Source organism: Kitasatospora albolonga, assembly GCA_002082585.1.
Taxonomy (GTDB): domain Bacteria; phylum Actinomycetota; class Actinomycetes; order Streptomycetales; family Streptomycetaceae; genus Streptomyces; species Streptomyces stephensoniae.
The window spans coordinates 6,434,101-6,458,638 of record CP020563.1 but is presented as its reverse complement, the minus strand read 5'-3'; the positions used below and the strand labels follow the sequence as shown (position 1 = coordinate 6,458,638).

The window sequence follows — 24,538 nt, the reverse complement described above, 5'->3', positions numbered from 1 at the left end:
GCGGTTACGAGCGTACTTCGAGCAGCGGGACGAGCTGTTCGACGGGGGTCAGGGAGCCGTGCATGCCGACCATGGCCGACTCGTTCGGCTCGTTGACCGAGGCGGTGATGACGACGTCGTCGTGGGCGGCGGCGACCACATCGCCGATCCGGCCGTACACGCGCTCGTCAATGACGGGCCCGAACCAGCCCGCCGCGACGGCCTCGTCCCGGCTCGCCACCCAGAACTGCTCGCCGAGCACCTCGCGCCAGACGGCCAGGACGTCCCCCTGGGCGCCGGGCACCGCGTAGACATGGCGGGCGCGGCCCTCGCCGCCGAGCAGGGCGACGCCCGCGCGCAGCTCCCAGTCCTCGTCGAAGTCGATCCGGGACTGCTCGTCGAACGGGATGTCGATCATGCCGTGGTCGGCGGTGATGTAGAGCGCGGAGCGCGGCGGGAGCTGCTCGGCGAGGCGCTGGGCGAGCCCGTCGACGTACATCAACTGGCCGCGCCAGGCGTCGGAGTCGACGCCGAAGCGGTGGCCCTTGCCGTCGACCTCGCTGTAGTACGTGTAGACGAGCGAGCGGTCGCCCGCGGCGAGGCGCTGGGCCGAGACGTCCATCCGCTCTTCGCCGGAGAGCCGGCCGAGGAAGGAGCCGCCGCTGAGCGCGATCTTCGTGAGCGGGGTGTGCTCGAAGTCCGGGGAGGAGACCTGGGCGGTGCGCACGCCCGCCGCGTCGGCCAGCTGGAAGACCGTGGGGTAGGGCTGCCAGACCTTCGGCTCGGTCCACGGCCGCCAGCGGAGCTGGTTCATCAGCGCGCCGGTCTCCGGGTCGCGCACGGTGTAGCCGGGCAGGCCGTGGGCGCCGGGCGGGAGTCCCGTACCGACCGAGGCGAGCGAGGTCGCGGTGGTGGAGGGGAAGCCGGCGGTGATGGGGCGGCCGGTGCCGCCGCGCGAGGTGGGGAGCAGCGAGTGCAGGAAGGGGGCCTCGTCGGGGTGGGCCTTGATCTGCTCCCAGCCGAGGCCGTCGATCAGGAAGACGCAGTTGCGGTCGGCGGGCGTCAGCTCGGGGATGGCGGCGGTGAGCCCTTCCACCCCCTGCCCGGCGGCGAGCGTCGGCAGCAGGTCGGCCAGCGAGCCGCTGCCGTACGCGGGGACGGGCGCGGTGCCGAGCGCGAGCGGGACCGGGTCCTGCCAGGCGGGCTGGGCCATCACCGGCCGGTCGCGGCGGTGGCGGCCGTGGCCTCGGAGAGGGACTGGGCGAAGGCGAGGGTCTGGCGCACGGCGTCCGGGCCGTCACCGGCCTCGCTGACGCGCAGGCTCAGGTCGTCGGCGGTGGAGCTGCCCGTGTAGCCGTGGTCGGCCTCGCAGTTGCTGTCGCCGCAGGCGGCGGGCTCCAGGTCGATCCGGGAGACCGCGCCCCAGCCGATGGTGAGGACGACCTCGCGGGGCAGGGTGCCCGGGACGTACTTCTCCGGGTCGGCGACCACCCGGCTGACCACGACGGAGGAGATCCGCTCCAGCTTCACCGACTCGGTGGAGGTGGTGGCGTACGGCGTCGGGGAGCTGGTGTCGGCGGCCTGCTCGTCGGTGTGGCTGACGATGAACCGGTTCTCGGTCAGGACGAGGACCGTGGCGTGGCGGCGGACCTCGTTGGAGTCGAAGGTGGTCTCCTGATGGACCAGGTACGAGGCGACCGGCTCCCCGCCGACGGCGGCCTCGACCGCCTCGGCCACGAGGGCCGGGTAGTAGCCGCTGCGCTCGATCGCCGCGCGCAGCCCCTGGGTCGTCGTACCGGTCTTTGCCATGTGCACCATCCTACGGGGGGCCGGTGACTGCCGGGGACGCCCTGGGGCGGTCAGTAGTTCGGGAGGCGGCGGGGGCCGAGGTCGCCGCGCGGGGGCGGCGGGGCGAGGCGGACGCTCGCGCCGAGCACGGTCAGGCCGTGGGGGGCGACGACCACCGGCTCCAGCGCCACGGAGACCACTTCGGGGTGGTCGTCGACCAGCCGGGACAGCCGCAGCAGCAGCTCCTCCAGGGCCGGGGTGTCGACGGGCGCCGAGCCTCGCCAGCCGAACAGCACCGGGGCCGCCTTGATCGACCGGATCAGCTCGGCGGCATCGCGGTCGGTGGCCGGAACCAGCCGGTGCGCGGTGTCGCCGAGGAGCTCGGAGGGGGCGCCCGCGAGGCCGAAGGAGAGGATGGCCCCGGCGGCGGCGTCGATGGAGGCCCGTACGACGGTGTCCACACCGCGCGGGGCCATGGACTGGACGACCGGGAGGAGTTCGGCGGGCTTGCCGAGGAGGTCGGTGAGGTCTCCGTACGCGCGGCGCAGCGCGTCCTCGTCCGCGAGGTCGAGCCGTACGCCGCCGAGGTCGGCGCGGTGGCGCAGATGGGGTGCGGTGGTCTTCAGCGCCACCGGGTAGCCGAGCCGGGCGGCGGCGGCCACGGCGGCCTCGGCGTCCGGGGCGGGGAAGGTGGGGCGTACGGGGATGCCGTAGCGGCCGAGCAGCTCGCGGGCCTCGTCGTGGGTGAGGGCCCGGCCGCGCGGGTCGGCGGCGGTGCCCAGCAGGGTGTCGATCAGGGCGGCGGCGCCGGGCTCGTCGATGGTCTCGTCGAGGAACTCGGGCACCTTGCCGGGGGTGGCCGCCTGACGCCGCCACTGGGCGTACTTCACGGCTTCGGCGAGGGCCCGTACGGCGCGTTCGGCGGCCGGGTAGGCGGGGATGCGGCCGGGGCGGGCGGGAGGCTGGGGAGGCTCGGGGGCGGCTTCCGGTGCGGGGTCCGCCGGGGTGCCCGAGGGGGTGGGGGGTGCCGGGGTGTCCGGGGTCTGTGCGGCTGCCGCGCCCGGCCCGGTGGGCGCTCCTGAGGCGGCGGAGGGCTGGGCGGCGAGCGTCGTGGGCCGGGTGCGGGGCGCGGCCGTGCTGCTCGCGGCGGCCAGGGCCTCCGCGAGGCCGCCGATCTCCACATGGACGACCGCGACGGGCTTGGCCGGGCCCCCGGCGGCGGCGCCGCGCAGCGCGGCGGCCAGCACCTCGCCGTCACCGGTCTCGGCCTCGCCGTTCTCCCCCACCCACGGGATGGCGGTGACGATCACGGCGTCGCAGGTCCCGTCGGCGAGCGCCTCGGTCAGCGCGTCCCGGAAGTCCTGCGGGGAGGCGGCCGTCGTGAGGTCGCGCGGCGGGCGCGGGCGGAGCCCCTCGGCGAGGCAGGCGTCGTACGTGAGGAGGCCGAGGGACTCGGAGTTGCCGAGGATCGCGACCCGGGGGCCGGCCGGGAGCGGCTGGTCGGCCAGGAGCAGTCCGGCGTCGACCATCTCGGTCACCGTGTCGACCCGGATGACGCCCGCCTGCCGCATCAGGGCGGAGACGGTGGTGTCGGGGATGCGGCTGACCGGGACGGCGTGGCCGGGCGGGTTGGAGCCGCTGTGCCGGGCGCCCTTCACCACGACGACCGGCTTCACGGCGGCGGTGCGGCGGGCGAGGCGGGTGAACTTGCGGGGGTTGCCGAGCGATTCGAGGTAGAGGAGGGCGACGTCGGTGTCCTGGTCCTCGAACGAGTACTGAAGGAAGTCGTTGCCGGAGACATCGGCCCGGTTGCCCGCCGAGATGAACGAGGAGAGGCCCGCGCCGCGCCGGTGGAGGCCGGAGAGGAGGGCGATGCCGATCGCGCCGGACTGGGTGAAGAGGCCGATCCGGCCGCGGGCGGGCGACTCGGGGGCGAGGGAGGCGTTCAGCCGGACGGAGTCGGCGGTGTTGATGATGCCGAAGGCGTTGGGGCCGATGATCCGCATGCCGTACGAGCGGGCCTGGCGGACCAGTTCGCGCTGGAGCTCGCGGCCGGCGGAGCCCCGCTCGGCGTAACCGGCGGAGAGGACGACGAGGCCCTGGACGCCGTGCTCCCCGCAGTCGGCGACGGCTTCGGGGACGCGGTGGGCGGGGACCGCGATGACGGCGAGGTCGACCTGTTCGTCGATCTCGCCGACGGAGCGGTGGGCGGGGACCCCGTCGAGGGTGGTGAGGTCCTCGTCGAAGGCGCGGTTCACGGCGTAGGCGCGGCCGGTGAACCCGGCGGCGAGGAGGTTGCGCAGGACCGTACGGCCCACTCCCCCGGGTGTGCGGCCCGCGCCGATCACCGCGACGGAGCCGGGGGCGAGGAGGCGCTGCACCGACCGGGCCTCGGCGCGCTGCTCCCGGCCGCGCTGCACGGCGAGGGACTTCTCGGTGGGCTCGAGGTCGAGGGTGAGATGGACGGAGCCGTCCTCGAAGCTGCGCTGCTGGGTGTACCCGGCGTGCCGGAACACCTTGATCATCTTGTTGTTGGCGGGGAGCACCTCGGCGGCGAAGCGCCGGATGCCCCGCTCCCGGGCGACGGCGGCGATGTGTTCGAGCAGCGCCGAGGCGACTCCGCGGCCCTGGTGGGCGTCCTGGACGAGGAAGGCGACCTCGGCCCCGTCGGCGGGGGCGGAGGCGGGCCTGCCCTGCTCGTTGATGCGGTCGTAGCGGACGGTTCCGATGAACTCGCCGCCGATCGTGACGGCCAGTCCCACCCGGTCGACGTAGTCGTGATGGGTGAAGCGGTGCACGTCCCGGTCGGAAAGGCGGGGGTACGGGGCGAAGAACCGGTAGTACTTCGACTCGTCGGACACCTGCTCGTAGAAGCTGACCAGCCGCTCGGCGTCGTCCGTGGTGATCGGCCTGATGCGTGCGGTGCCACCGTCGCGGAGGACCACGTCCGCTTCCCAGTGGTCGGGGTACGCGTGATGCGGACTCTGCTCCGGGGTGGGCTCCATGGGCAAAGCCTACGGCCGACGTCCCGGTCGCGGAGGGATCGGTACCGGGGCAGTGTGAGGACGGCCCCGGCCGGGGCCCGTCGGAGGGGAGGGAGGCCGGGCACAGCATCGCGCACCGCATGAGAGACTGGTCTAGACAACCGTTGATATGTGAAGGGCAGAACCATGGCTGAGCGCCGCGTAAACGTCGGTTGGGCCGAGGGCCTGCACGCCCGCCCCGCTTCCATCTTCGTCCGTGCCGCCACGGCTTCCGGCGTCCCCGTGACGATCGCCAAGGCCGACGGCAACCCGGTCAACGCCGCCTCCATGCTCGCGGTGCTGGGTCTGGGTGCGCAGGGCGGCGAGGAGATCGTGCTCGCGTCCGACGCGGACAACGCCGAGGCCGCCCTGGACCGCCTGGCGAAGCTGGTCGCCGAGGGTCTCGAGGAGCTTCCCGAAACCGTCTGACGACCCGCCCCGGGCCGTACGACGGTGACGGATCTGAGCCGTGGTTCCCCTGAGGGGGACCACGGCTCTTTCGCTATTTCCGACAGCGAGCTATCGCAAGCTTTATTCGGACAGCGCGAATAAAGCCGTCGCCGCCCTCCGGAATTACTTCTCTCTTTGTATACGGCGTCCTTGTTAATGGCGGACACCCGCGATGTTTACGCCGTGTTGCGAAGAACTCACCCGGGGCGGGGGCGCGGCGCGGCGGCCGGAGCGGTCCGGGCGGCGCAGCCGGTGGGCGCCGACGGCCCGTTCCGCGTGCTGGGCGGTCAGCGCCCTGGCCCGCTCCGCGTCACCGCGCGCCACCGCGTCCACAATGGCGCCGTGCTCGGCCCAGGACTCGGCCGGGCGGGCAGGCTGCTCGACCGCGTACATCCAGGCGATCTTGTGTCTGAGCTGGGTGAGCAGGGCGATCAGGCCGGGGCTGCCGGACGCCTGGGCGAGGGTCTCGTGGAACCAGCCGCCCAGCGACCGCAGATCCTCCCCCTCCCCTCTGCGGGCCCGCTCCTGGCCCAGTCTGACCAGCCCGCGCAGGACCTTGAGGTGGGCCTCCGTACGGCGCTGGGCGGCCCGTGCCGCGCCGAGCGGCTCCAGGAGCATCCGCAGCTCCAGCAGATCGGCCGCCTCCCGTTCGGTGGGTTCGGCGACACAGGCCCCGGCGTGCCTGCGGGTGGTGACGAAGCCCTCGGACTCCAGGGTGCGCAGCGCCTCGCGGACCGGGACGCGGGAGACCCCGTACCGCCGTGCCAGCAGCTCCTCGGTGAGGCGGCTGCCGCGCTCGTAGACACCGGAGACGATGTCGTCACGGATTGCCGTGCATACCGAATGCGCGGGAATGCGCATGTCCGAACCTCCGCCTTCATCCCCGCGAAACGCGGCCGGCCGACGCCTGTTCCGTGACTCTATGGCAATCCGCCGCAATTTCCGATGGCAGGCCGGAATTGATGGATATCTTCTGGCCAAGGGTCGGGGTGGAGTGACGCGGTACAGGGCTTTCGCGGCGCACGCCGAAGGCCCCGGCGGGAAACCGGGGCCTTCGGGAGTGAAGGGGTCGCGCGGGGTGGGGTCAGACGTTCACGCCGTGCGAGCGGAGGTAGCCGACGGGGTCCATGTCCGAGCCGTACTCCGGGGTGGTCCGGGCCTCGAAGTGGAGGTGCGGGCCGGTGGAGTTGCCGGTGGAGCCGGAGAGGCCGATCTGCTGGCCGGAGGTGACGCTCTGGCCGACGGAGACGCCGATCGAGGAGAGGTGGCCGTACTGGGTGTACGTGCCGTCCGCCATCCGGAGCACGATGTTGTTGCCGTACGCGCCGCCCCAGCCCGCCTCGACGACCGTACCGGCGCCGACCGCGACGACGGAGCTGCCGGAGGCCGCGCGGAAGTCCACGCCGGAGTGGCTGCCGGAGGACCAGAGCGCGCCGCCCGACTTGTAGCCGGTGGTGACGTACGAGCCCGCGACCGGGAGGTGGAAGGAGTTGAGGCGGGTGCGCTCGGCGGCGCGGGCGGCCCGGGCCTTCTCCTCACGGATCTCCTTCGCGCGGGCCTCGGCCTTGCGCTCGGCCTCCGCCTTCGCCCTGGCCTTGGCCTTCGCCTTCTCGGCCTTGGCCTTCGCCGCGGCGGCCGCCTCGGCCTCGGCCTTCGCGACGGCCTCGGCCCGCTGCTCCTGCGCACGGGCCTGGGCCTCGATCTGCTCGGCGAGCGTGGCGTTGAGGGCGATGGTCCGGGTGAGTCCGGTCTCGGTGGCCTTGGGGGACCCGGAGTCCGCCGCCGCGGCCGGGGAGGCCAGGGAACCGATGACTCCGGTGGTGGCCAGGGCCGCGACGCCGGCGGCCCGCGCGCTGCGGCGGGTCAGGCGGCTCGGGGCACGGTGCTTCCCGGTGGCACGGGTGAACGCCATGGAGGGGCTGATCCTTTCCTTCCTTCTCGCCTACCGGGTTAGCTGACGGGTTCGGAGCAGGAAGGTCTCCTACGGACGTCCGGGCCGGTTCGCGGCACGGACCTCCGATTCACCCCAGGGACTGCGTGTGGGTCCCCGGCTCCCCAGGCTCGCGCCTGACGGGGACTCGGCGATGGCTGCCCGGCGCCGCGGATGCGGCATACGGGTGACGGACAGCCGGGCCGACGCTAGGCGGGCCGCCTCGCCCGCGCCAAACGGAGAGGGGGATTTGTCGCGCATCCCACAGGGCAGAAGGGAAGTTGACTACCTAAGTTCCCTAAATGGCCGATAAGCGGACATAAGGGAGTGCCCCGGCGAGCCGCTGCCCGCCGGGGCACTCCCTTGTGCGGCGATATCCATGTGTCGGCATTCCGACGTGCCGGTTGTCCGGTGCCGGTGCCGGTGCCGGTGCCGGTGCGCCGACGGTGTGTCAGCCGCTGACGACGGTCACCTCTCCGATGCCGAGCGCCTTCACCGGCTCCTCGATCCGGGACGCGTCCCCCACCAGGACCGTGACCAGCCGGTCCACCGGGAAGGCGCTGACCACGGCCGCGGTCGCCTCCACGGTGCCCGTCTCGGCGAGGCGGGCGTACAGCTGGGCCTGGTAGTCGTCGGGCAGGTGCTGCTCGACCTGGTCGGCCAGGGTGCTCGCGACCGAGGCGGCCGTCTCGAACTTCAGCGGGGCGACGCCCACCAGGTTCTGCACGGCCGTCTCGCGCTCGGCGTCGGTCAGCCCCTCGGCCGCCAGTGTCCGCAGGACCTTCCAGAGGTCCTCCAGCGCCGGGCCGGTGGACTCGGTGTCCACAGAACCGCTGATGGCGAGCATCGCCGCGCCGCCCGCGTCGGGGCCGGAGGAGCGCAGGACCTGGGCGAAGGCCCGTACGCCGTAGGTGTAGCCCTTCTCCTCGCGCAGCACCCGGTCCAGCCGGGAGGTGAGGGTGCCGCCCAGGCAGTACGTGCCGAGCACCTGGGCGGGCCAGACGCGCTCGTGCCGGTCGGCGCCGATGCGGCCGATCAGCAGCTGGGTCTGGACCGCGCCGGGGCGGTCCACGATGACCACGCGGCCGGTGTCGTCGGCGGTGATCGGCGGGACCGGGCGGGCCTGGCCCGGGTCGCCCGACCAGTCGCCGAGGGTGTCGGCGAGGAGGGCGTCCAGGTCGATGCCCGTGAGGTCGCCGACGATCACGGCCGTCGCGGTGGCCGGGCGGACATGGGCGTCGAAGAAGGCGCGCACGGCGGCGACGTCGATCCGCCGCACCGTCTCCTCGGTGCCCAGCCGGGGGCGGGACATCCGGGCGGTGGCCGGGAACAGCTCCTTGGAGAGCTGCTTGGCGGCGCGCCGGGACGGGTTGGCCTGCTCGTGCGGGATCTCGTCCAGCCTGTTGCCGACGAGCCGCTCGATCTCGCTCTCGGCGAAGGCCGGGGCGCGCAGGGCCTCGGCGACCAGGCCGAGCGCCTTGGCCAGCCGGGAGGCCGGGACCTCCAGGGAGACCCGGACGCCGGGGTGGTCGGCGTGCGCGTCCAGGGTGGCGCCGCACCGCTCCAGCTCGGCGGCGAACTCCTCGGCGCTGTGCTTGTCGGTGCCCTCGGAGAGCGCGCGCGACATGATCGTGGCCACGCCGTCCAGGCCCTCGGGCTCGGCGTCCAGCGGCGCGTCCAGGAAGATCTCCACGGCCACGACCTGCTGGCCGGGGCGGTGGCAGCGCAGCACGGTCAGCCCGTTGGGCAGGGCGCCGCGCTCGGGGGCGGGGAAGGCCCACGGCCGGGCGGTGCCCGGGGTCGGCTGCGGGTGGTACTCCATGGCTACTCCCGTCACGGCGGCGTCGCTCACTTGTCCGCTCCCTCGAGCGCGTCGGTGCCCGCGGCCCCGTCAGAGCCGTCGGTCCCGTCGGCCTCGGCCGGCTCGACGGGCTCGTAGACCAGCACCGCCCGGTTGTCGGGGCGCAGGGCCGCGGCGGCCGCCTCGCGCACCTCGTCGGCGGTGATGTCCAGGACGCGTCCCACGGCGGTCAGGGCGAGCTGCGGGTCGCCGAACAGGACCGCGTACCGGCACAGTTCGTCGGCGCGGCCCGCGACCGTACCGAGGCGGTCCAGCCACTCGCGCTCCAACTGGGCCTGGGCGCGCTCCATTTCCTCCGGGGTAGGGCCCTCGGCGGCGAACCGGGCGAGCTCCTCGTCGACGGCGGCCTCGATCGTCTCCACCTCGACCCCGCCGGAGGTCTTCACGTCCAGCCAGCCCAGCGAAGGCGCCCCGGCGAGCCGCAGCAGCCCGAAGCCCGCCGCCACCGCCGTACGGTCGCGGCGGACCAGGCGGTTGTGCAGCCGGGAGGACTCGCCGCCGCCGAGCACGGTGAGCGCCAGGTCGGCCGCGTCGCAGGCGCGGGTGCCGTCGTGCGGGAGGCGGTAGGCGGCCATCAGGGCGCGCGCCGGAACCTCCTCGTGGACCACTTCGCGCAGCTGCTCGCCGATGATCTCGGGCAGGGTGCCGTCGCGCGGCGGCTGCTTGCCGTCGTGGGACGGGATGGAGCCGAAGTACTTCTCGACCCAGGCGAGGGTCTGCTCGGGGTCGATGTCCCCGACGATCGAGAGCACCGCGTTGTTGGGCGCGTAGTACGTACGGAAGAACGCGCGGGCGTCCTCCAGGGTCGCCGCGTCCAGGTCGGCCATGGAGCCGATCGGGGTGTGGTGGTACGGGTGGCCCTCGGGGTAGGCGAGGGCGGTGAGCTTCTCGAACGCGGTGCCGTAGGGCACGTTGTCGTAGCGCTGGCGCCGTTCGTTCTTGACGACGTCGCGCTGGTTCTCCATGGACTCCTCGTCGAGCGCGGCGAGGAGGGAGCCCATGCGGTCGGCCTCCAGCCAGAGGGCCAGCTCCACCTGATGGGTGGGCATGGTCTCGAAGTAGTTGGTCCGCTCGAAGCTCGTCGTCCCGTTGAGCGAGCCGCCGGCCCCCTGGACGAGCTCGAAGTGGCCGTTCCCCTTGACCTGTCCCGAGCCCTGGAACATCAGGTGCTCGAAGAGGTGAGCCAGGCCGGTGCGTCCCTTGACCTCGTGGCGCGAACCGACGTCGTACCAGAGGCAGACCGCGGCGACCGGGGTCAGATGGTCCTCGGAGAGCACCACGCGCAGGCCGTTGGCCAGGCGGTGCTCGGTCGCTGTCAAGCCGCCGGAACCGGCCTGTGCGGTGGCCGTGTGACCCATGGGCATGTACGTCCCTTCGATCGCGATGCTGGACTTCCTGACCGGTACTCCCCGCCAGACCTGCCACTCTAAGCAAGCGCACCGGCACCTCGCGAAGTTCCCGTTCCGCGGAAGTTTCCGTCGATGGTGTCGCGGCCGCCGCGAGCGGAGCCGCCACGGGGCCCCTCGGACCGCTTCGGACGGGTCGAGGTCCGCGTTGTCAGTGCGGAGGTCCACAATGGTCCGCATCAGTACCCCAGGTTGTCCGATCAGAATCCGTGAATCCGAGAAGGAGTCGCAGCCGCGATGGCCCGCCGTAGCACGAAGACCCCGCCGCCGGACGACTTCGAGGAGAAGATCCTCGACATCGACGTCGTCGACGAAATGCAGGGCTCCTTCCTCGAGTACGCGTACTCGGTGATCTACTCCAGGGCCCTGCCCGACGCCCGCGACGGCATGAAGCCGGTGCACCGGCGCATCGTGTCCCAGATGAACGAGATGGGACTGCGCCCCGACCGCGGCTATGTGAAGTGCGCGCGCGTCGTCGGCGAGGTCATGGGCAAGCTGCACCCCCACGGTGACGCGTCGATCTACGACGCCCTGGTGCGGATGGCGCAGCCCTTCTCGATGCGGCTGCCCCTGGTCGACGGCCACGGCAACTTCGGCTCGCTGGGCAACGACGACCCGCCGGCCGCCATGCGGTACACCGAGTGCCGGATGGCCGACGCCACCTCTCTGATGACGGAGGCGATCGACGAGGACACGGTCGACTTCCAGTCGAACTACGACGGCCAGGAGCGCGAGCCGGTCGTCCTCCCGGCCGCCTACCCCAACCTCCTGGTCAACGGCGTCTCGGGCATCGCGGTCGGTATGGCGACCAACATGCCCCCGCACAACCTGGGCGAGGTCATCGCCGCCGCCCGCCACCTGATCAAGCACCCGGGCGCCGACATCGAGACGCTGATGCGTTTCGTCCCCGGCCCCGACCTGCCGACCGGCGGCCGGATCGTCGGGCTCACCGGCATCAAGGACGCGTACACATCCGGCCGCGGCACGTTCAAGATCCGCGCGACCGTGGCCGTGGAGAACGTGACGCCCCGCCGCAAGGGCCTCGTCGTCACCGAACTGCCCTTCACCGTCGGCCCGGAGAAGGTGATCGCCAAGATCAAGGACCTGGTCTCGGCGAAGAAGCTCCAGGGCATCGCCGACGTCAAGGACCTCACCGACCGGGCGCACGGCCTGCGTCTGGTCATCGAGGTGAAGAACGGCTTCGTGCCGGAAGCGGTGCTGGAGCAGCTCTACAAGCTGACGCCGATGGAGGAGTCCTTCGGTATCAACAACGTGGCGCTGGTCGACGGCCAGCCGCTCACCCTGGGCCTCAAGGAGCTGCTGGAGGTCTATCTCGACCACCGCTTCGAGGTGGTGCGCCGGCGCAGCGAGTTCCGCCGCACCAAGCGCCGCGACCGGCTGCACCTGGTCGAGGGGCTGCTCGTCGCGCTCCTCGACATCGACGAGGTCATCCGGATCATCCGGGACAGCGACAACTCGGCGCAGGCGAAGGAGCGCCTGATGGAGCGCTTCTCGCTGAGCGAGACCCAGACGCAGTACATCCTGGACACCCCGCTGCGCCGCCTCACCCGCTTCGACCGGATCGAGCTGGAGAGCGAGCGCGACAAGCTCAACAGCGAGATCGAGGCGCTGACGGCGATCCTGGAGTCGGACGCGGAGCTGCGCAAGCTGGTCTCCTCGGAGCTGGCGGCGGTGGCGAAGAAGTTCGGCACGGACCGGCGCACGGTGCTGCTGGAGTCGGCGGGTTCGCAGATCGCCTCCGTACCGCTGGAGGTCGCCGACGACCCGTGCCGGGTGCTGCTCTCCTCGACGGGCCTGCTGGCCCGTACGGCCAACGCGGAGCCGGTGGAGATCGCCGAGGACGCCCGGCGGACCAAGCACGACGTGATCGTCTCGGCGGTCGCCGCGACGGCGCGCGGCGATGTGGGGGCGGTGACCTCCACCGGGCGGCTGCTGCGGCTCTCGGTGATCGACCTGCCGCAGCTTCCGGACACCCACGCGGAGCCCAACCTCTCGGGCGGGGCGATGATTTCGGAGTTCCTCAACCTGGACCCGGACGAGGAGCTGATCTGCCTCACCACGCTCGACGACGCCTCCCCCGGGCTGGCGATCGGGACGCTCCAGGGCGTGGTGAAGCGCGTCGTGCCGGACTATCCGGCCAACAAGGACGAGTTGGAGGTCATCGCCCTCAAGGACGGTGACCGCATCGTGGGCGCGACCGAGCTGCGTACGGGCGAGGAGGACCTGGTCTTCATCACCTCCGACGCCCAGCTCCTGCGCTACCCGGCGGCCTCGGTGCGTCCGCAGGGGCGGGCCGCCGGGGGCATGGCGGGCGTCAAGCTGGGGGCCGGGGCCGAGGTGCTGTCGTTCACGGCGGTGGACCCGGCGGCGGACGCGGCCGTGTTCACGGTGGCCGGTTCGCACGGCACGCTGGACGACTCGGTGCTGACGTCGAAGCTGACGCCGTTCGACCAGTATCCGCGCAAGGGCCGGGCGACCGGCGGGGTGCGCTGCCAGCGGTTCCTGAAGGGCGAGGACGTCCTGGTCTTCGCCTGGGCGGGCGCCACCCCGGCCCGCGCCGCGCAGCGGAACGGCACCCCGTCGCAGCTGCCGGAGCCGGACCCGCGCCGCGACGGCTCGGGCACTCCGCTGCTCCAGCCGGTGGCCGTGATCGCCGGACCGCCGCTGTAGGCCCCTGTTCCGTACGGTCGGGGGCAGGCTCTGTTCCGTACGGTCGAGGGCAGGGCCCGTTCCGTACGGTCGGGAGCGGCCCGGAGGTGTTCATGCCTCCGGGCCGCTGCCTGTTACGCCTCCGCGGCCGCTTCCTCCACGTCCGCCCCTTCGCGTACGTCTCCTTCTCGTACGTCCACGGGGTCCGGTTCCTGTTGTACGTACCGGAGCACGCCCCACATGGCGCGTTCGGCGTCCGGGGTGTCGGTGCCGGGCTCCGTGCGGCAGGCGGCGAGCCCGGCGCGCAGCGCCTCGGCGTCGATCCCGGAGCCGATCATGACGAGCTGGGTGAGCCGCTGTTCGCCCCGCGCCCACGGCTGCGGCACGAAGCGCAGGAACCGGCCGACCGCGTGCAGCGCGTACCGGTTGTCCCGGTCCCCCGCGCCGAAGTCCGCGAACCCCTTGATCCGGTAGAGGCCCTCGGGCCGGGAGTCCAGGAACGCGATGAAGCGGCGCGGGTCCATGGGGACGTCCGAGGTGAACTCGACGCTCTCGTAGGCCGCGTGCAGATGGTCCCCGTGACCGCCGTCGCCCTCCTCCTCCCGCAGCAGGTCCTCGAAGGTGAGCTGACGGGTCCTCTCGTCGCCGTCCGGCCGCATCGCGGGGTCGAAGAGCAGCTCGGGGTCGATCCGGCCGTGCACGGCGGTGATGACGGCGGCGGGCCCGCTCAGCGCTCCGACCGCCCTCAGCAGCCGTTCCCGCTCGGCCTCTCCCACCCGGTCGGTCTTGTTCAGGACGACGAGGTCGGCGACGGCCAGATGCCGGTCGAGCTCGGGGTGGCGCTCCCGGGTGGCGTCGAACTCGGCGGCGTCGACGACCTCGACCAGACCGCCGTACAGGATGTGCGGGTTCTCACTGGCCAGCAGCATCCGGACGAGCTCCTGGGGTTCGGCGAGGCCGCTCGCCTCGATGACAATCACGTCCAGCCGGGCAGAGGGGCGGGTGAGCGTCTCCAGGAAGATGTCGAGTTCGCTCGCGTCGACCGCGCAGCACAGGCAGCCGTTGCCGAGGGAGACCGTCGAGCCGACCTGCCCCGCGACGGTCATGGCGTCGATCTCGATGGACCCGAAGTCGTTGACGATCACGCCGATCCGGGTGCCCTCGCGGTTGCGGAGGAGGTGGTTCAGGAGGGTGGTCTTGCCGGAGCCGAGGAAGCCCGCCAGGACGACGACCGGGATCTGCGGGGTGCGGGGCGGGGTCAACGGGGGCCTTCCTCGGGTGAGCGGTCGGGGCGCGGGGACCGGTCTCGGCGCCTTGAAGGGGCCGCTGCCTGCCCTGTAGGTCCGGACCAAGGGGCCGAGCAGCGCAAATTAGCTACGGATCAGAGGGAATTCTCGCGCGGCGGCTGGGCGGTGGAGCCGCGCACCACCAGTTCGGGTTCGAAGAGCAGCTCGTCCGAGGGTACGGCCCGCCCGCCGATCTGGACCGAGAGCAGCTCCACGGCCGCGCGCCCCATGGCCTCGATGGGCTGGCGGACGGTGGTCAGCGGCGGCTCGGTGCAGTTCATGAACGCCGAGTCGTCGTAGCCCACGACCGAGACGTCGGCGGGCACCGAGAGCCCCCGGCGGCGGGCGGCCCGGACCGCGCCCAGGGCGAGCGGGTCGCTGGCGCAGATGATGCCGGTGACGCCCCGCTCCAGCAGCCGCATGGCCGCCGCCTGGCCGCCCTCCAGCGAGAACATGGCCCGCGCCACCCATTCGTCGGGGACGGAGGTGCCGGTCTCCGCCGCGAGCACCCGGGCGGCGGCGAGCTTGCGCTGCGAGGGCACGTGGTCGGAGGGGCCGAGGACGAGGCCGATGCGCTCGTGGCCGAGCGAGACGAGGTGGCGCCATGCCTGCTCGACGGCGACGGAGTCGTCGCAGGAGACGCCCGGAAAGCCGAGGCGGTCGATGGCCGCGTTGATCAGGACGACGGGGATCTTGCGGTCGGCGAGCACCTTGTAGTGGTCGTGCGGGGCGTCCTCCTGGTGGTAGAGGCCGCCCGCGAAGACCACGCCGGAGACCTGCTGCTGGAGGAGGAGCTCGACGTAGTCGGCCTCCGAGACCCCGCCCTTGGTCTGGGTGCAGAGCACCGGGGTGAGCCCCTGCTGGGCGAGGGCGCCGCCGACCACTTCGGCGAAGGCCGGGAAGATCGGGTTCTGGAGCTCGGGCAGGACGAGCCCGACCAGCCGGGCGCGTTCGCCCCGCAGCTGGGTGGGCCGCTCGTAGCCGAGGACGTCCAGCGCGGAGAGCACGGCCTGCCGGGTGGCGTCGGAGACGCCCGGCTTACCGTTCAGCACCCGGCTGACCGTCGCCTCGCTGACTCCCACCTTCTGGGCCACTTGAGCAAGTCGTCGCGTCATGAACGCAAGATTAGCGCAAGAAGTGCAAGCGAATTGCGTCACCGGCGAACTCTCCGCGCGACGCCCCCGGAACACCCGACGGACACCCCGTACGAACTCCGCGTACGAACTCCCCGTACGAGAACGCTCACAGAAGGCGCGCCGCCAGGCAAGGGGGACGGCCGGGGAACCCCGCGGGTTTCCGGGCGGCCCCGCGCCCTCTACCGTTCGTACGATGAACGCCCCACCGCCCTCCGGCCGGGGACCCCGCCGGTTCGGCTGGCCTCAGCGGGTCTTCTCCCAGGTCCTGCTGATGCAGCTGGCCGTCGTCACGGGCGTCACCGTGCTGGTCACCGGCCTCTTCCTGGCCCCACTCGGCGACCGGCTCGACGAGGAGGCCATGCTCCGCGCGCTGGCCATCGCCCGGAGCACGGCCGCCCAGCCGGGGATCGCGGAGGACCTGCGCACCACGGAACCGTCCGCCCCGGGCCCCGTACAGTCCGCCGCCGAACGCGTCCGGCGGGCCACCGGCGCGGAGTACGTCGTCGTCATGGACCGCCGGGGCGTGCGCTGGTCGCACCCGGAGGCGGACCGGATCGGCGACGTGGTCTCCACCGACCCCGGGGACGTGCTGCGCGGCGAGGACGTGATGGAGATCGACAGCGGCACCCTCGGCCGTTCGGCCCGGGGCAAGGCGCCGCTGCGTGACGCCTCGGGCGAGGTGGTCGGGGCGGTCTCGGTCGGGATCGCGTACGACAGCGTCCGCGCCCGCCTCCTCGGCGCGATCCCGGGGCTCCTCGCGTACGCGGGCGGCGCCCTGGCCGTCGGCGCCCTCGCCGCGTACCTGATCTCCCGGCGGCTCCAGCGGCAGACCCATGACCTGGCGTTCTCCGATATCTCCGCGCTGCTGACCGAGCGCGAGGCGATGCTGCACTCCATACGCGAAGGGGTCGTCGCGCTCGACGGCACGGGCCGTATCCGGCTGCTCAACGACGAGGCGCAGCGGCTGCTCGGGCTCGGCCCGGAAGCGGCGGGCAGGCCGCTGGAGGCGGTGCTGGACGGCGGCCGGACGGCGGACGTGCTGGCGGGGCGGGTGGTGGGCGAGGACCTGCTGGCCGTCCAGGGCGGCCGGGTGCTGCTGGCCAACCGGATGGAGACGGACGACGGCGGGGCGGTGGTGACCCTGCGCGACCGGACCGAGCTGGAGCACCTCGGCCGCGAGCTCGACTCCACCACCGGGCTGATCGACGCGCTGCGCGCCCAGGACCACGAGCACGCCAACCGGCTGCACACCCTGCTGGGCCTGCTGGAGCTGGGGATGCACGAGGAGGCGACGGAGTTCGTCACGGAGGTGGTGGGCGTCCACCGGGCGACGGCGGAGCAGGTCACCGAGAAGGTACGGGACCCGCTGCTGGCCGCGCTGCTCGTCGGCAAGGCGACGGTGGCCGCCGAGCGCGGTGTCGCGCTGCGGCTGGCGCCCGGCACGCTGCTGCCGGACCGGGTGGTGGACCCGCGCGGGCTGGTCACGGTGGTCGGCAACCTCGTCGACAACGCCACGGACGCGGCGGCCGGGTCGGCGGACGCCCGGATCGAGGTCGGGCTGCGGGCCGAGGGCCGTACGGTGGTGCTGCGGGTGCGGGACAGCGGCCCCGGGGTCGCCCCGGAGCGGTACGCGTCGATCTTCACCGAGGGCTGGTCCACCAAGGGCCTCCCGGCGCACGGCAAGCGCGGCCTCGGGCTCCCCCTGGTGCGCAGGCTCGCGGAGCGGCAAGGAGGCGGTGTGACCGTCGCCGGGGCCGACGGGGGCGGGGCGGTGTTCACGGTCGTCCTCCCGGAGGCGCTGGCCGCCCCGGAGCCCGTACCGGACCCAGAACCCGTATCGGACACGGCCACGACGATCGCGACGGTCACGACGGGAGAGAGCCGGTGATCCAGGTCCTGATCGTGGACGACGACGTGCGGGTGGCGCGGGTCAACGCGGCGTACGTGGCCAAGGTCGCCGGATTCCGGGTGGCCGCGCAGGCCCACTCGGCGGCGCAGGCGCTGGCCGTGGCCGACGAGGTGCAGGTGGACCTGATCCTGCTGGACCACTACCTTCCGGACCGCAACGGCCTCGCCGTCGTACGGGAGCTGCGTCGGCTGGGCCACCGGGCGGACGTGATCATGGTGACCGCCGCCCGCGATGTGGCGACCGTGCAGGACGCGATGCGGCACGGCGCGCTCCAGTACCTGGTGAAGCCGTTCACGTACGCCGGTCTGCGTTCGAAGCTGGAGGCGTACGCCGCCCTGCGCCGTACGCTCGACGGCGGCGGTGAGGCCGAGCAGGCGGAGGTGGACCGGCTGTTCGGCGCCCTGTGGGCGGCGGGCGGTCCTGAGCTGCCCAAGGGCCACTCCCCCACCACCGCCGAGCTGGTCCGGCGGGCGCTGCGCGAGGCGGACGGGCCGCTCTCCGCGCAGGAGGTCGCGGAGAGCGCGGGGATGAGCCGGCAGACCGCGCAGCGCTATCTGAAGCTGCTGGAGCGGACGGGCAAGGTCCGGCTGACGCTGCGGTACGGCGAGACGGGCCGCCCGGAGCACCGGTACGCGTGGTCCCGGGGAGCGTCCGACGGTCCCCAGGAGGCTTCCTAGGCGGCCCCCGCCCCCGTCAGCGCCCGGACCTCCGTCTCGGCGTGCTTGGCCTCGTCCGGCTTCTCGCGCGAGGTGACCGTGCCGAGCCAGCCCGCCAGGAAGCCGAGCGGGATCGAGACGAGCCCCGGGTTCTCCAGCGGGAAGAGCTGGAAGTCGACGCCCGGGAAGAGGGACGCGGGGCTGCCCGAGACGACGGGTGAGACCAGGACCAGGACGACGGCCGGGACAAGGCCCCCGTACACCGCCCAGACCGCGCCCCGGGTGGTGAAGTTCCGCCAGAACAGCGCGTAGAGCAGGGCCGGGAGGTTCGCCGACGCGGCCACGGCGAAGGCGAGGCCGACCAGGAAGGCCACGTTGAGGTTCTGGGCGAGGAGGCCGAGCGCGATGGCCACCGCCCCGATCCCGGCGGCGGCGAACCGGGCGACGGCCACTTCGCCGTACTGCTTGCGGCCGGGGCGGCGGAGCGAGGCGTAGAGGTCGTGGGCGACGGAGGCCGAGGAGGCGAGGGTGATGCCCGCGACGACGGCCAGGATGGTGGCGAAGGCGATGGCGGCGACGACCGCGAAGAGAACCGTTCCGCCGGTGGACCCTTCACCGCCGCCGAGGTCGAGGGCCAGCAGCGGCACAGCGGTGTTGCCCGCGGCGTTCGAGGAGCGGACCTCCGCGGAGCCGACCAGGGCGGCGGCGCCGAAGCCGAGCACGATCGTCATCAGATAGAAGCTGCCGATGAGGCCGATGGACCAGACGACGGACCGGCGGGCGGCGCGGGCGGTGGGCACGGTGTAGAAGCGCGCCAGGATGTGCGGCAGCCCCGCCGTGCCGAGGACGAGCGCCACGCCCAGGCTGATGAAGTCGAACCGCGCGATCCAGTCGCCGCCGTACCGCAGACCGGGGGCGAGGAAGTCCTTGCCGTGGCCGCTGCGTTCGGCGGCGGTCGTGAGCAGGCTGTTGACGTCGAAGCGGAACTGGACCAGGACGAGCACGGTGAGGGTGACGGCCCCGCCCATCAGCAGCACGGCCTTGACGATCTGGATCCAGGTGGTGGCGCGCATCCCGCCGAAGGAGACGTAGATGACCATCAGCGCCCCGACGCCGACCACCGTCCAGGAGCGGGCCGCGTCGCTCGTACCGCCGAGCAGCAGGGCCACCAGGGAGCCCGCGCCGACCATCTGGGCGACCAGGTAGAGCACGGAGACGGTGACGGACGAGGTGCCGAGCGCGGTACGCACCGGGCGCGCGGCCAGCCGGGCGGCGACCACGTCGGCGAGGGTGAAGCGGCCGCAGTTGCGGACGAGTTCGGCGACCAGGAGCAGGACCACCAGCCAGGCGACCAGGAAGCCCACGGAGTAGAGCATGCCGTCGTAGCCGAAGAGGGCGATCAGCCCGGAGATGCCGAGGAAGGAGGCGGCCGACATGTAGTCACCGGCGATGGCGAATCCGTTCTCCATGGGCGAGAACAGGCGTCCGCCTGCGTAGAACTCCTCGGCGGAGCCCTGCCGGTTGCGGCTGACCCAGGTGGTGATGAAGAGCGTCACCGCGATGAACGCGCAGAACAGCAGCAGGGCGAGTGTCTGGTGGTCGCCTCTCACCGTACGGGCCCTCCCGCCGTCCGCCCGGTCACCTCTCGCGTCATCTCCTGGGTGTCCCACCGCAGGTCGAGCGCCGCCCGGTCCCGGCGCAGCCGCGCGTGGCGTGCGTACGCCCAGGTGAGGAGGAAGGTGGTGAGGAACTGGCCGAGACACGCCACCATCGCCACGTTGACCGCGCCGGCGACCGGGCGGGCCATCAGCCCGGGCACCATGGTCGCGGCGACGACGTAGGCGAGGTACCAGAGGAGGAAGGCGAGGGCGGCGGGCACCACGAAGCGGCGGTAGCGGCGGCGCACCTCGCGGAAGGCGGCGCTGCGGTGCACCGCCAGGTAGACCTCGGCCGCGTCGGGCCCCGGCCGGGGGCCCCCGGGGCCGGATGTGCCGTCGGGCGCGGCGCCCGCGGCGTCCTCCGCCCCGTCCCAGCCCGCGGCCGACGCCTCGTACCACGGATCGTCGAGCCGCACTCCCGCGGTCGCCGGTCCTGCTTCCTTCTCCACCGAGCAACTCCCTTGTCCACGGACCTTTTCGGCCGCGTAGCCAACCATGAGCGGTTCCGGAAGATGCCGGGCGCGTCATTCGCCCGAATTCACCTCTTCAGGTGACAGAAGTCCCGGACGGCTGCGGCGCGGGCCCCGGAACGTACGCGGCCCCCGCCTCCCGGTGGTCCGGGGAGCGGGGGCCTCAGAAGCCGACGCGTGAGCCTTTACGCCTTACGCGTCGATGCGCGAGCGGTCCAGGGTCGCGGCCGAGCGGGTGATGAACTCCTTGCGGGGCGCGACCTCGTTGCCCATGAGGAGGTCGAAGATCTGCTCGGAGGACTCCAGGTCGCCGATGTTGATCCGGCGCAGCGTGCGGTGGCGCGGGTCCATCGTGGTCTCGGCCAGCTGGTCGGCGTCCATCTCGCCGAGGCCCTTGTAGCGCTGGATGGACTCCTTGATGCGCACGTTCTTGCGCTGGAACTCCAGCAGGGTCTGGCGCAGCTCGTTGTCCGAGTACGTGTACACGTACTTGTCCTGGCCCTTCCTGGGCTGGACCAGCTCGATCCGGTGGAGCGGGGGCACCGCCGCGAAGACCCGTCCGGCCTCGACCATCGGGCGCATGTAGCGCTGGAAGAGGGTCAGCAGCAGGGTGCGGATGTGGGAGCCGTCCACATCGGCGTCGGTCATCATGATGACCTTGCCGTAGCGGGCGGCGTCGATGTCGAAGGTCCGTCCGGACCCGGCTCCTATGACCTGGATGATGGCGCCGCACTCGGCGTTCTTCAGCATGTCGGAGACGGACGACTTCTGGACGTTGAGGATCTTGCCCCGGATCGGCAGGAGCGCCTGGAACTCGCTGTTCCGGGCCAGCTTGGCGGTGCCGAGCGCCGAGTCCCCCTCGACGATGAAGAGCTCGCTGCGCCCGACGTCGTCGCTGCGGCAGTCGGCGAGCTTGGCGGGCAGCGATGAGGACTCCAGCGCGGTCTTGCGGCGCTGGGCGTCCTTGTGCTGGCGGGCCGCGATCCGCGTACGGGCGGCGGCGACGGCCTTCTCCAGGACCGCGCGGGCCTGGGCCTTGGCGTCCCGCTTGGTGGAGGTCAGGAACGCCTTGAGCTCCTTGGCGACCACGGCCGCGACGATCCGGTTGGCCGCCGAGGTGCCGAGCACCTCCTTGGTCTGCCCCTCGAACTGCGGCTCCGCCAGCCGTACGGTGACGACGGCGGTGAGCCCTTCGAGGGCGTCGTCCTTGACGACGTCGTCCTCGGCGACCCGGAGCAGCTTCTGGGAGCGGAGCGCCTCGTTCACCGTCTTGGTCAGCGAGCGCTCGAACCCGGTGACGTGGGTGCCGCCCTTGGGGGTGGCGATGATGTTCACGAAGGACCGGACGGTGGTGTCGTAGCCGGTGCCCCAGCGCAGCGCGATGTCGACGCCGAGCTCCCGGGTGACCTCGGTCGCGGTCATGTGGCCCCGGTCGTCGAGAACCGGGACGGTCTCCTTGAACGTACCGGTGCCGGTCAGCCGCTGGACGTCGCAGACGGCCTTGTCCTGCGCCAGGTACTCGCAGAACTCGCTGATGCCGCCGTCGAAGCGGAACGTCTCCTCGGTCTTGCCCTCGCCGTCGATCCCCCGCTCGTCGCGGACGATGATCGTGAGGCCGGGGACGAGGAAGGCGGTCTGGCGGGCCCGCTGGTGGAGCGTCTCCAGGTTGAGCTTGGCGTCCTTGAGGAAGATCTGCCGGTCCGCCCAGTACCTGACCCGGGTGCCGGTACGGGTCTTGGGGACGCGCTTGCCCTTGCGGAGGCCGTTGGCGGGGTCGAAGGGGCTGTCGGGGCCCTGCTCGGTGAACATGCCGGGGACGCCGCGCCGGAAGCTGATGGAGTGGGTCGCGCTGTTGCGGTCGACCTCGACGTCCAGCCGGGCGGAGAGGGCGTTGACCACGGAGGCGCCGACGCCGTGGAGGCCGCCGGAGGCCGCGTAGGAGCCGCCGCCGAACTTGCCGCCGGCGTGCAGCTTGGTCATGACGACCTCGATGCCGGAGAGGCCGGTCTTGGGCTCCACGTCCACGGGGATGCCGCGGCCGTTGTCCCGGACCTCCACGGAGGAGTCGTCGTGGAGGATGACCTCGATCTGGTCGCAGTGACCGCCCAGGGCCTCGTCGACGGAGTTGTCGATGATCTCCCAGAGGCAGTGCATGAGCCCGCGGCTGTCGGTGGACCCGATGTACATCCCGGGGCGCTTGCGGACCGCCTCAAGCCCTTCGAGGACGAGAAGGTGCCGCGCGGTGTAGTTGGAGCTGTCCCGGTCGCCGGCTGCTGCGGTCAGCATCGCGGTGGACGGCACGGACGTTTCGGCGGTCACGCGGTTCGCTCCTCGCTGAATTTCATCTGGGCCCTTGGTGGGTATCACGGTCGGCGTCGGTTGCCGCTGAGAGCCTACAGAGCCCTGGTAGAGCGGTTGTAACGCCACCCTTGGGGAATCCTCATGCTAGTCGAGCTTCATCCGGGCTCGCATGGATGTTCGATCAATCGTCAGGGTGACGTGCACATCACGTTCCCTTCGAGGCATGAACCATTTAGGCTCCGGGCACGTCCTCATGAACAAACCGGCAAGCCGGCCGGCGGGACCGACCCCCGAGACAAGCAATGCGAAACCGTAGCGCTCCGCATACGGCACATTCGCCGCCAACCGGCAACTGACAGCCATCCCGAGAAGAAGTTTCGAAGAAAAGCCACGAGCGGGAACGTTTTCGGCCTGGTTGGATGTTGACCCTGGTACGACAGCTCGTCGAGCTAGAGAAGAGGCGACGTGACTACTGTTCTGACCCCCGCGAGCCCGCTGACCGCAGCAGACCGCTGTGACCGTTGCGGCGCCCAGGCATATCTGCGCGTCGTCCTGATCAGCGGCGGTGAACTGCTCTTCTGCGCCCACCACGGGCGCAAGTTCGAGCCGGAACTCAAGAAGATCGCCGCGGAAATACAGGATGAGACGGATCGGCTCACCGCCGTGCAGGCGACCGCCGACGAGGACCAACACTGACACCTCGCATCCACGACGAGCCAGGGGCCGGTCCAGGACCGGCCGACGGGCGGCGCCCCCAGAAGGGGCGCCGCCCGTTCTCGTCGTCGTGAGGATGCCGTGGGCCTCGTGAGGCGCCAGAGGCCCGTGGGCCTTGTGGGACGCCAGGGGCCCGTGGGCCTTGTGGGACGCCGGGGGCCGTCGTGACCGTCGTGAGGACGGCCCAGGACTGCGCGGGGGCCTTTGCGTGTGGCCCGGCAAGGCCCTGGTGCGGCCGAGCCGGGCCGTCACGGGCTCAGACCCTTCCGGGGGCCGACAGGCGCTTCCGGGGGGCTTGGGGGGCTCGCCGCGGGCCCCGCTCGCTCAGCCCTCAGCCGCTCAGATGCGGCCCTCGGCCCATTTCACGGCCGCCGAGACCCGGGTGTACACCCCGGGGCTGCCCGCACGCCCGCAGCCGCTCCCCCAGGACACCAGGCCGATGAGCCGCCCACGGGCCACCAGCGGCCCGCCGCTGTCGCCCTGGCACGCGTCCCGCCCGCCCCTCGGATCGCCCGCGCAGAGCATCCCCGAGGCGTCGTACGTGCCCTCCCGGCCGCCCGGGTAGGCGCGGGCGCACTCGCCGTCCGGCAGGACCTGGACCCGGGCGGAGCGCAGCACGGAGGCGTACGTACCGGCTCCGGTCGTATCCCCCCACCCGTAGACGGCGGCCGCCGTCCCGGCCCGGTACGCCTCGTCCCCGGCCCGGGCCATCGGGATGACGCTGCCCTGCGGGAGGGCCCGGGCCAGGGTGAGCACCGCGAGGTCGCCGGCGTTGGTGGCGGAGTCGTACGCCGGATTGACCCAGACGCCCCGGACGGGGATCTCCTGACCGGTCCGGTCGCTCAGCCGGTCCCTCCCGGCGATGACGCGCAGATCCCGCACCCGGCTCACGGGGCCGCCGAGCGCCTCTTCACCCAGACAGTGGGCGACCGTCAGGACCTTCGTGGGCGCCACGACGACCCCGCCGCAGAACTGGCCCGAGCGCGCCCCTCCGAACCGGTCGCGGCTCGACAGGGCCACCACCCAGGGGCTGTCCGCCACGGGGGCGGGACGGCCGCCGACGACGATGCTGTCGGCGGCCGCCGGAGACGGTGAGGCGAGCGGCGGTACGGCCGCCGCGGCGGCCAGGGCGAGGACCCCGGTCAGGGCACGGACGACGGAACGGGGCATGAAGGCTCCTGACGCTGAGGTGGCAACGATCCACCCAGCGTGATCCAGCCCGTCCGCCTGCGCACCCGCGGACACGCCGGAGGGCCCGGTTCCCCTTGGGGGAACCGGGCCCTCGGCCGGTGAACTCCCGT

General features: G+C 72.5%; 18 protein-coding genes. 5 read left to right on the top strand and 13 right to left on the bottom strand.

Features of this window, described 5'->3' with window-relative positions; all coding sequences use genetic code 11:
- Positions 1 to 4: 4 nt before the first annotated feature.
- Genes B7C62_28650 through B7C62_28640 form a run of 3 tightly spaced genes read right to left on the bottom strand, consistent with a single transcriptional unit; the run spans position 5 to position 4,772 of the window.
- The gene (locus B7C62_28650) at positions 5 to 1,192 is read right to left on the bottom strand and encodes an alkaline phosphatase family protein (GenBank protein ID ARF75788.1); all 1,188 of its coding nucleotides are present in this window, start codon (positions 1,190 to 1,192) and stop codon (positions 5 to 7) included.
- A complete protein-coding gene (locus B7C62_28645) occupies positions 1,192 to 1,788 on the bottom strand; it encodes a phosphodiesterase (protein ARF75787.1) in 597 nt (198 codons plus the stop codon). The genes B7C62_28650 and B7C62_28645 overlap by 1 nt, the downstream gene beginning before the upstream one ends.
- A gap of 50 nt (positions 1,789 to 1,838) precedes the next feature.
- Positions 1,839 to 4,772: an acyl-CoA synthetase gene (locus B7C62_28640; GenBank protein ARF75786.1), complete on the bottom strand. Its 2,934-nt coding sequence runs from the start codon at positions 4,770 to 4,772 to the stop codon at positions 1,839 to 1,841.
- A gap of 165 nt (positions 4,773 to 4,937) precedes the next feature.
- Between B7C62_28640 and B7C62_28635 the strand changes: the two genes are divergently transcribed.
- Positions 4,938 to 5,219, top strand: coding sequence for a phosphocarrier protein HPr (locus B7C62_28635; GenBank protein ARF77412.1), 282 nt, complete (start codon positions 4,938 to 4,940; stop codon positions 5,217 to 5,219).
- Positions 5,220 to 5,393: 174 nt separating this feature from the next.
- On the opposite strand, the gene B7C62_28630 is transcribed toward B7C62_28635, so the two are convergent.
- From B7C62_28630 to B7C62_28615, 4 genes are all read right to left on the bottom strand, one after another.
- Positions 5,394 to 6,101, bottom strand: coding sequence for a GntR family transcriptional regulator (locus B7C62_28630; protein ARF75785.1), 708 nt, complete (start codon positions 6,099 to 6,101; stop codon positions 5,394 to 5,396).
- 223 nt (positions 6,102 to 6,324) lie between these two features.
- Complete coding sequence (locus tag B7C62_28625; GenBank protein ID ARF75784.1) at positions 6,325 to 7,152, bottom strand: peptidase; 828 nt, start codon at positions 7,150 to 7,152, stop codon at positions 6,325 to 6,327.
- A 469-nt stretch (positions 7,153 to 7,621) separates the two neighbouring features.
- Positions 7,622 to 8,992, bottom strand: coding sequence for a peptidase M16 (locus B7C62_28620; protein ID ARF75783.1), 1,371 nt, complete (start codon positions 8,990 to 8,992; stop codon positions 7,622 to 7,624).
- Between the two features lie 26 nt (positions 8,993 to 9,018).
- The gene (locus B7C62_28615) at positions 9,019 to 10,395 is read right to left on the bottom strand and encodes a peptidase M16 (protein ARF75782.1); all 1,377 of its coding nucleotides are present in this window, start codon (positions 10,393 to 10,395) and stop codon (positions 9,019 to 9,021) included.
- Between the two features lie 279 nt (positions 10,396 to 10,674).
- Between B7C62_28615 and B7C62_28610 the strand changes: the two genes are divergently transcribed.
- Positions 10,675 to 13,128, top strand: coding sequence for a DNA topoisomerase IV (locus tag B7C62_28610; GenBank protein ARF75781.1), 2,454 nt, complete (start codon positions 10,675 to 10,677; stop codon positions 13,126 to 13,128).
- Between the two features lie 113 nt (positions 13,129 to 13,241).
- Here B7C62_28610 and B7C62_28605 read toward each other — a convergent pair whose 3' ends face one another.
- Both B7C62_28605 and B7C62_28600 read right to left on the bottom strand, forming a co-directional pair.
- Positions 13,242 to 14,369: a cobalamin biosynthesis protein CobW gene (locus B7C62_28605; protein ARF75780.1), complete on the bottom strand. Its 1,128-nt coding sequence runs from the start codon at positions 14,367 to 14,369 to the stop codon at positions 13,242 to 13,244.
- Between the two features lie 119 nt (positions 14,370 to 14,488).
- Positions 14,489 to 15,508 (bottom strand): LacI family transcriptional regulator, encoded by a 1,020-nt coding sequence (locus B7C62_28600; GenBank protein ARF75779.1) that lies wholly within the window; start codon positions 15,506 to 15,508, stop codon positions 14,489 to 14,491.
- Positions 15,509 to 15,722: 214 nt separating this feature from the next.
- On the opposite strand from B7C62_28600, the gene B7C62_28595 reads away from it, so the two are divergent.
- Both B7C62_28595 and B7C62_28590 read left to right on the top strand, forming a co-directional pair.
- Positions 15,723 to 17,417, top strand: coding sequence for a histidine kinase (locus tag B7C62_28595; GenBank protein ARF75778.1), 1,695 nt, complete (start codon positions 15,723 to 15,725; stop codon positions 17,415 to 17,417).
- Entirely contained in the window at positions 17,414 to 18,115 is a 702-nt protein-coding gene (locus tag B7C62_28590) for a two-component system response regulator (GenBank protein ARF75777.1), read from the top strand. Before B7C62_28595 ends, B7C62_28590 begins: the two co-directional genes overlap by 4 nt.
- Here B7C62_28590 and B7C62_28585 read toward each other — a convergent pair.
- From B7C62_28585 to B7C62_28575, 3 genes are all read right to left on the bottom strand, one after another.
- Positions 18,112 to 19,704: a cation acetate symporter gene (locus B7C62_28585; protein ARF75776.1), complete on the bottom strand. Its 1,593-nt coding sequence runs from the start codon at positions 19,702 to 19,704 to the stop codon at positions 18,112 to 18,114. The two genes, B7C62_28590 and B7C62_28585, sit on opposite strands and share 4 nt — an antisense overlap.
- The gene (locus B7C62_28580; protein ARF75775.1) at positions 19,701 to 20,201 is read right to left on the bottom strand and encodes a hypothetical protein; all 501 of its coding nucleotides are present in this window, start codon (positions 20,199 to 20,201) and stop codon (positions 19,701 to 19,703) included. The genes B7C62_28585 and B7C62_28580 overlap by 4 nt, the downstream gene beginning before the upstream one ends.
- 213 nt (positions 20,202 to 20,414) lie before the next feature.
- The gene (locus tag B7C62_28575) at positions 20,415 to 22,541 is read right to left on the bottom strand and encodes a DNA topoisomerase IV subunit B (GenBank protein ARF75774.1); all 2,127 of its coding nucleotides are present in this window, start codon (positions 22,539 to 22,541) and stop codon (positions 20,415 to 20,417) included.
- Positions 22,542 to 22,988: 447 nt separating this feature from the next.
- Between B7C62_28575 and B7C62_28570 the strand changes: the two genes are divergently transcribed.
- A complete protein-coding gene (locus B7C62_28570; protein ID ARF75773.1) occupies positions 22,989 to 23,219 on the top strand; it encodes a hypothetical protein in 231 nt (76 codons plus the stop codon).
- 357 nt (positions 23,220 to 23,576) lie between these two features.
- On the opposite strand, the gene B7C62_28565 is transcribed toward B7C62_28570, so the two are convergent.
- Entirely contained in the window at positions 23,577 to 24,407 is an 831-nt protein-coding gene (locus B7C62_28565; protein ARF75772.1) for a serine protease, read from the bottom strand.
- Positions 24,408 to 24,538 lie beyond the last annotated feature (131 nt).

Bases quoted from the DNA above. Each gene is read 5' to 3' on its own strand.
- B7C62_28650 (ARF75788.1), bottom strand. From the start codon at position 1,192: ATGGCCCAGCCCGCCTGGCAGGACCCGGTCCCGCTCGCGCTCGGCACC.
- B7C62_28645 (ARF75787.1), bottom strand. From the start codon at position 1,788: ATGGCAAAGACCGGTACGACGACCCAGGGGCTGCGCGCGGCGATCGAG.
- B7C62_28640 (ARF75786.1), bottom strand. From the start codon at position 4,772: ATGGAGCCCACCCCGGAGCAGAGTCCGCATCACGCGTACCCCGACCAC.
- B7C62_28635 (ARF77412.1), top strand. From the start codon at position 4,938: ATGGCTGAGCGCCGCGTAAACGTCGGTTGGGCCGAGGGCCTGCACGCC.
- B7C62_28630 (ARF75785.1), bottom strand. From the start codon at position 6,101: ATGCGCATTCCCGCGCATTCGGTATGCACGGCAATCCGTGACGACATC.
- B7C62_28625 (ARF75784.1), bottom strand. From the start codon at position 7,152: ATGGCGTTCACCCGTGCCACCGGGAAGCACCGTGCCCCGAGCCGCCTG.
- B7C62_28620 (ARF75783.1), bottom strand. From the start codon at position 8,992: ATGGAGTACCACCCGCAGCCGACCCCGGGCACCGCCCGGCCGTGGGCC.
- B7C62_28615 (ARF75782.1), bottom strand. From the start codon at position 10,395: ATGCCCATGGGTCACACGGCCACCGCACAGGCCGGTTCCGGCGGCTTG.
- B7C62_28610 (ARF75781.1), top strand. From the start codon at position 10,675: ATGGCCCGCCGTAGCACGAAGACCCCGCCGCCGGACGACTTCGAGGAG.
- B7C62_28600 (ARF75779.1), bottom strand. From the start codon at position 15,508: ATGACGCGACGACTTGCTCAAGTGGCCCAGAAGGTGGGAGTCAGCGAG.
- B7C62_28595 (ARF75778.1), top strand. From the start codon at position 15,723: ATGAACGCCCCACCGCCCTCCGGCCGGGGACCCCGCCGGTTCGGCTGG.
- B7C62_28565 (ARF75772.1), bottom strand. From the start codon at position 24,407: ATGCCCCGTTCCGTCGTCCGTGCCCTGACCGGGGTCCTCGCCCTGGCC.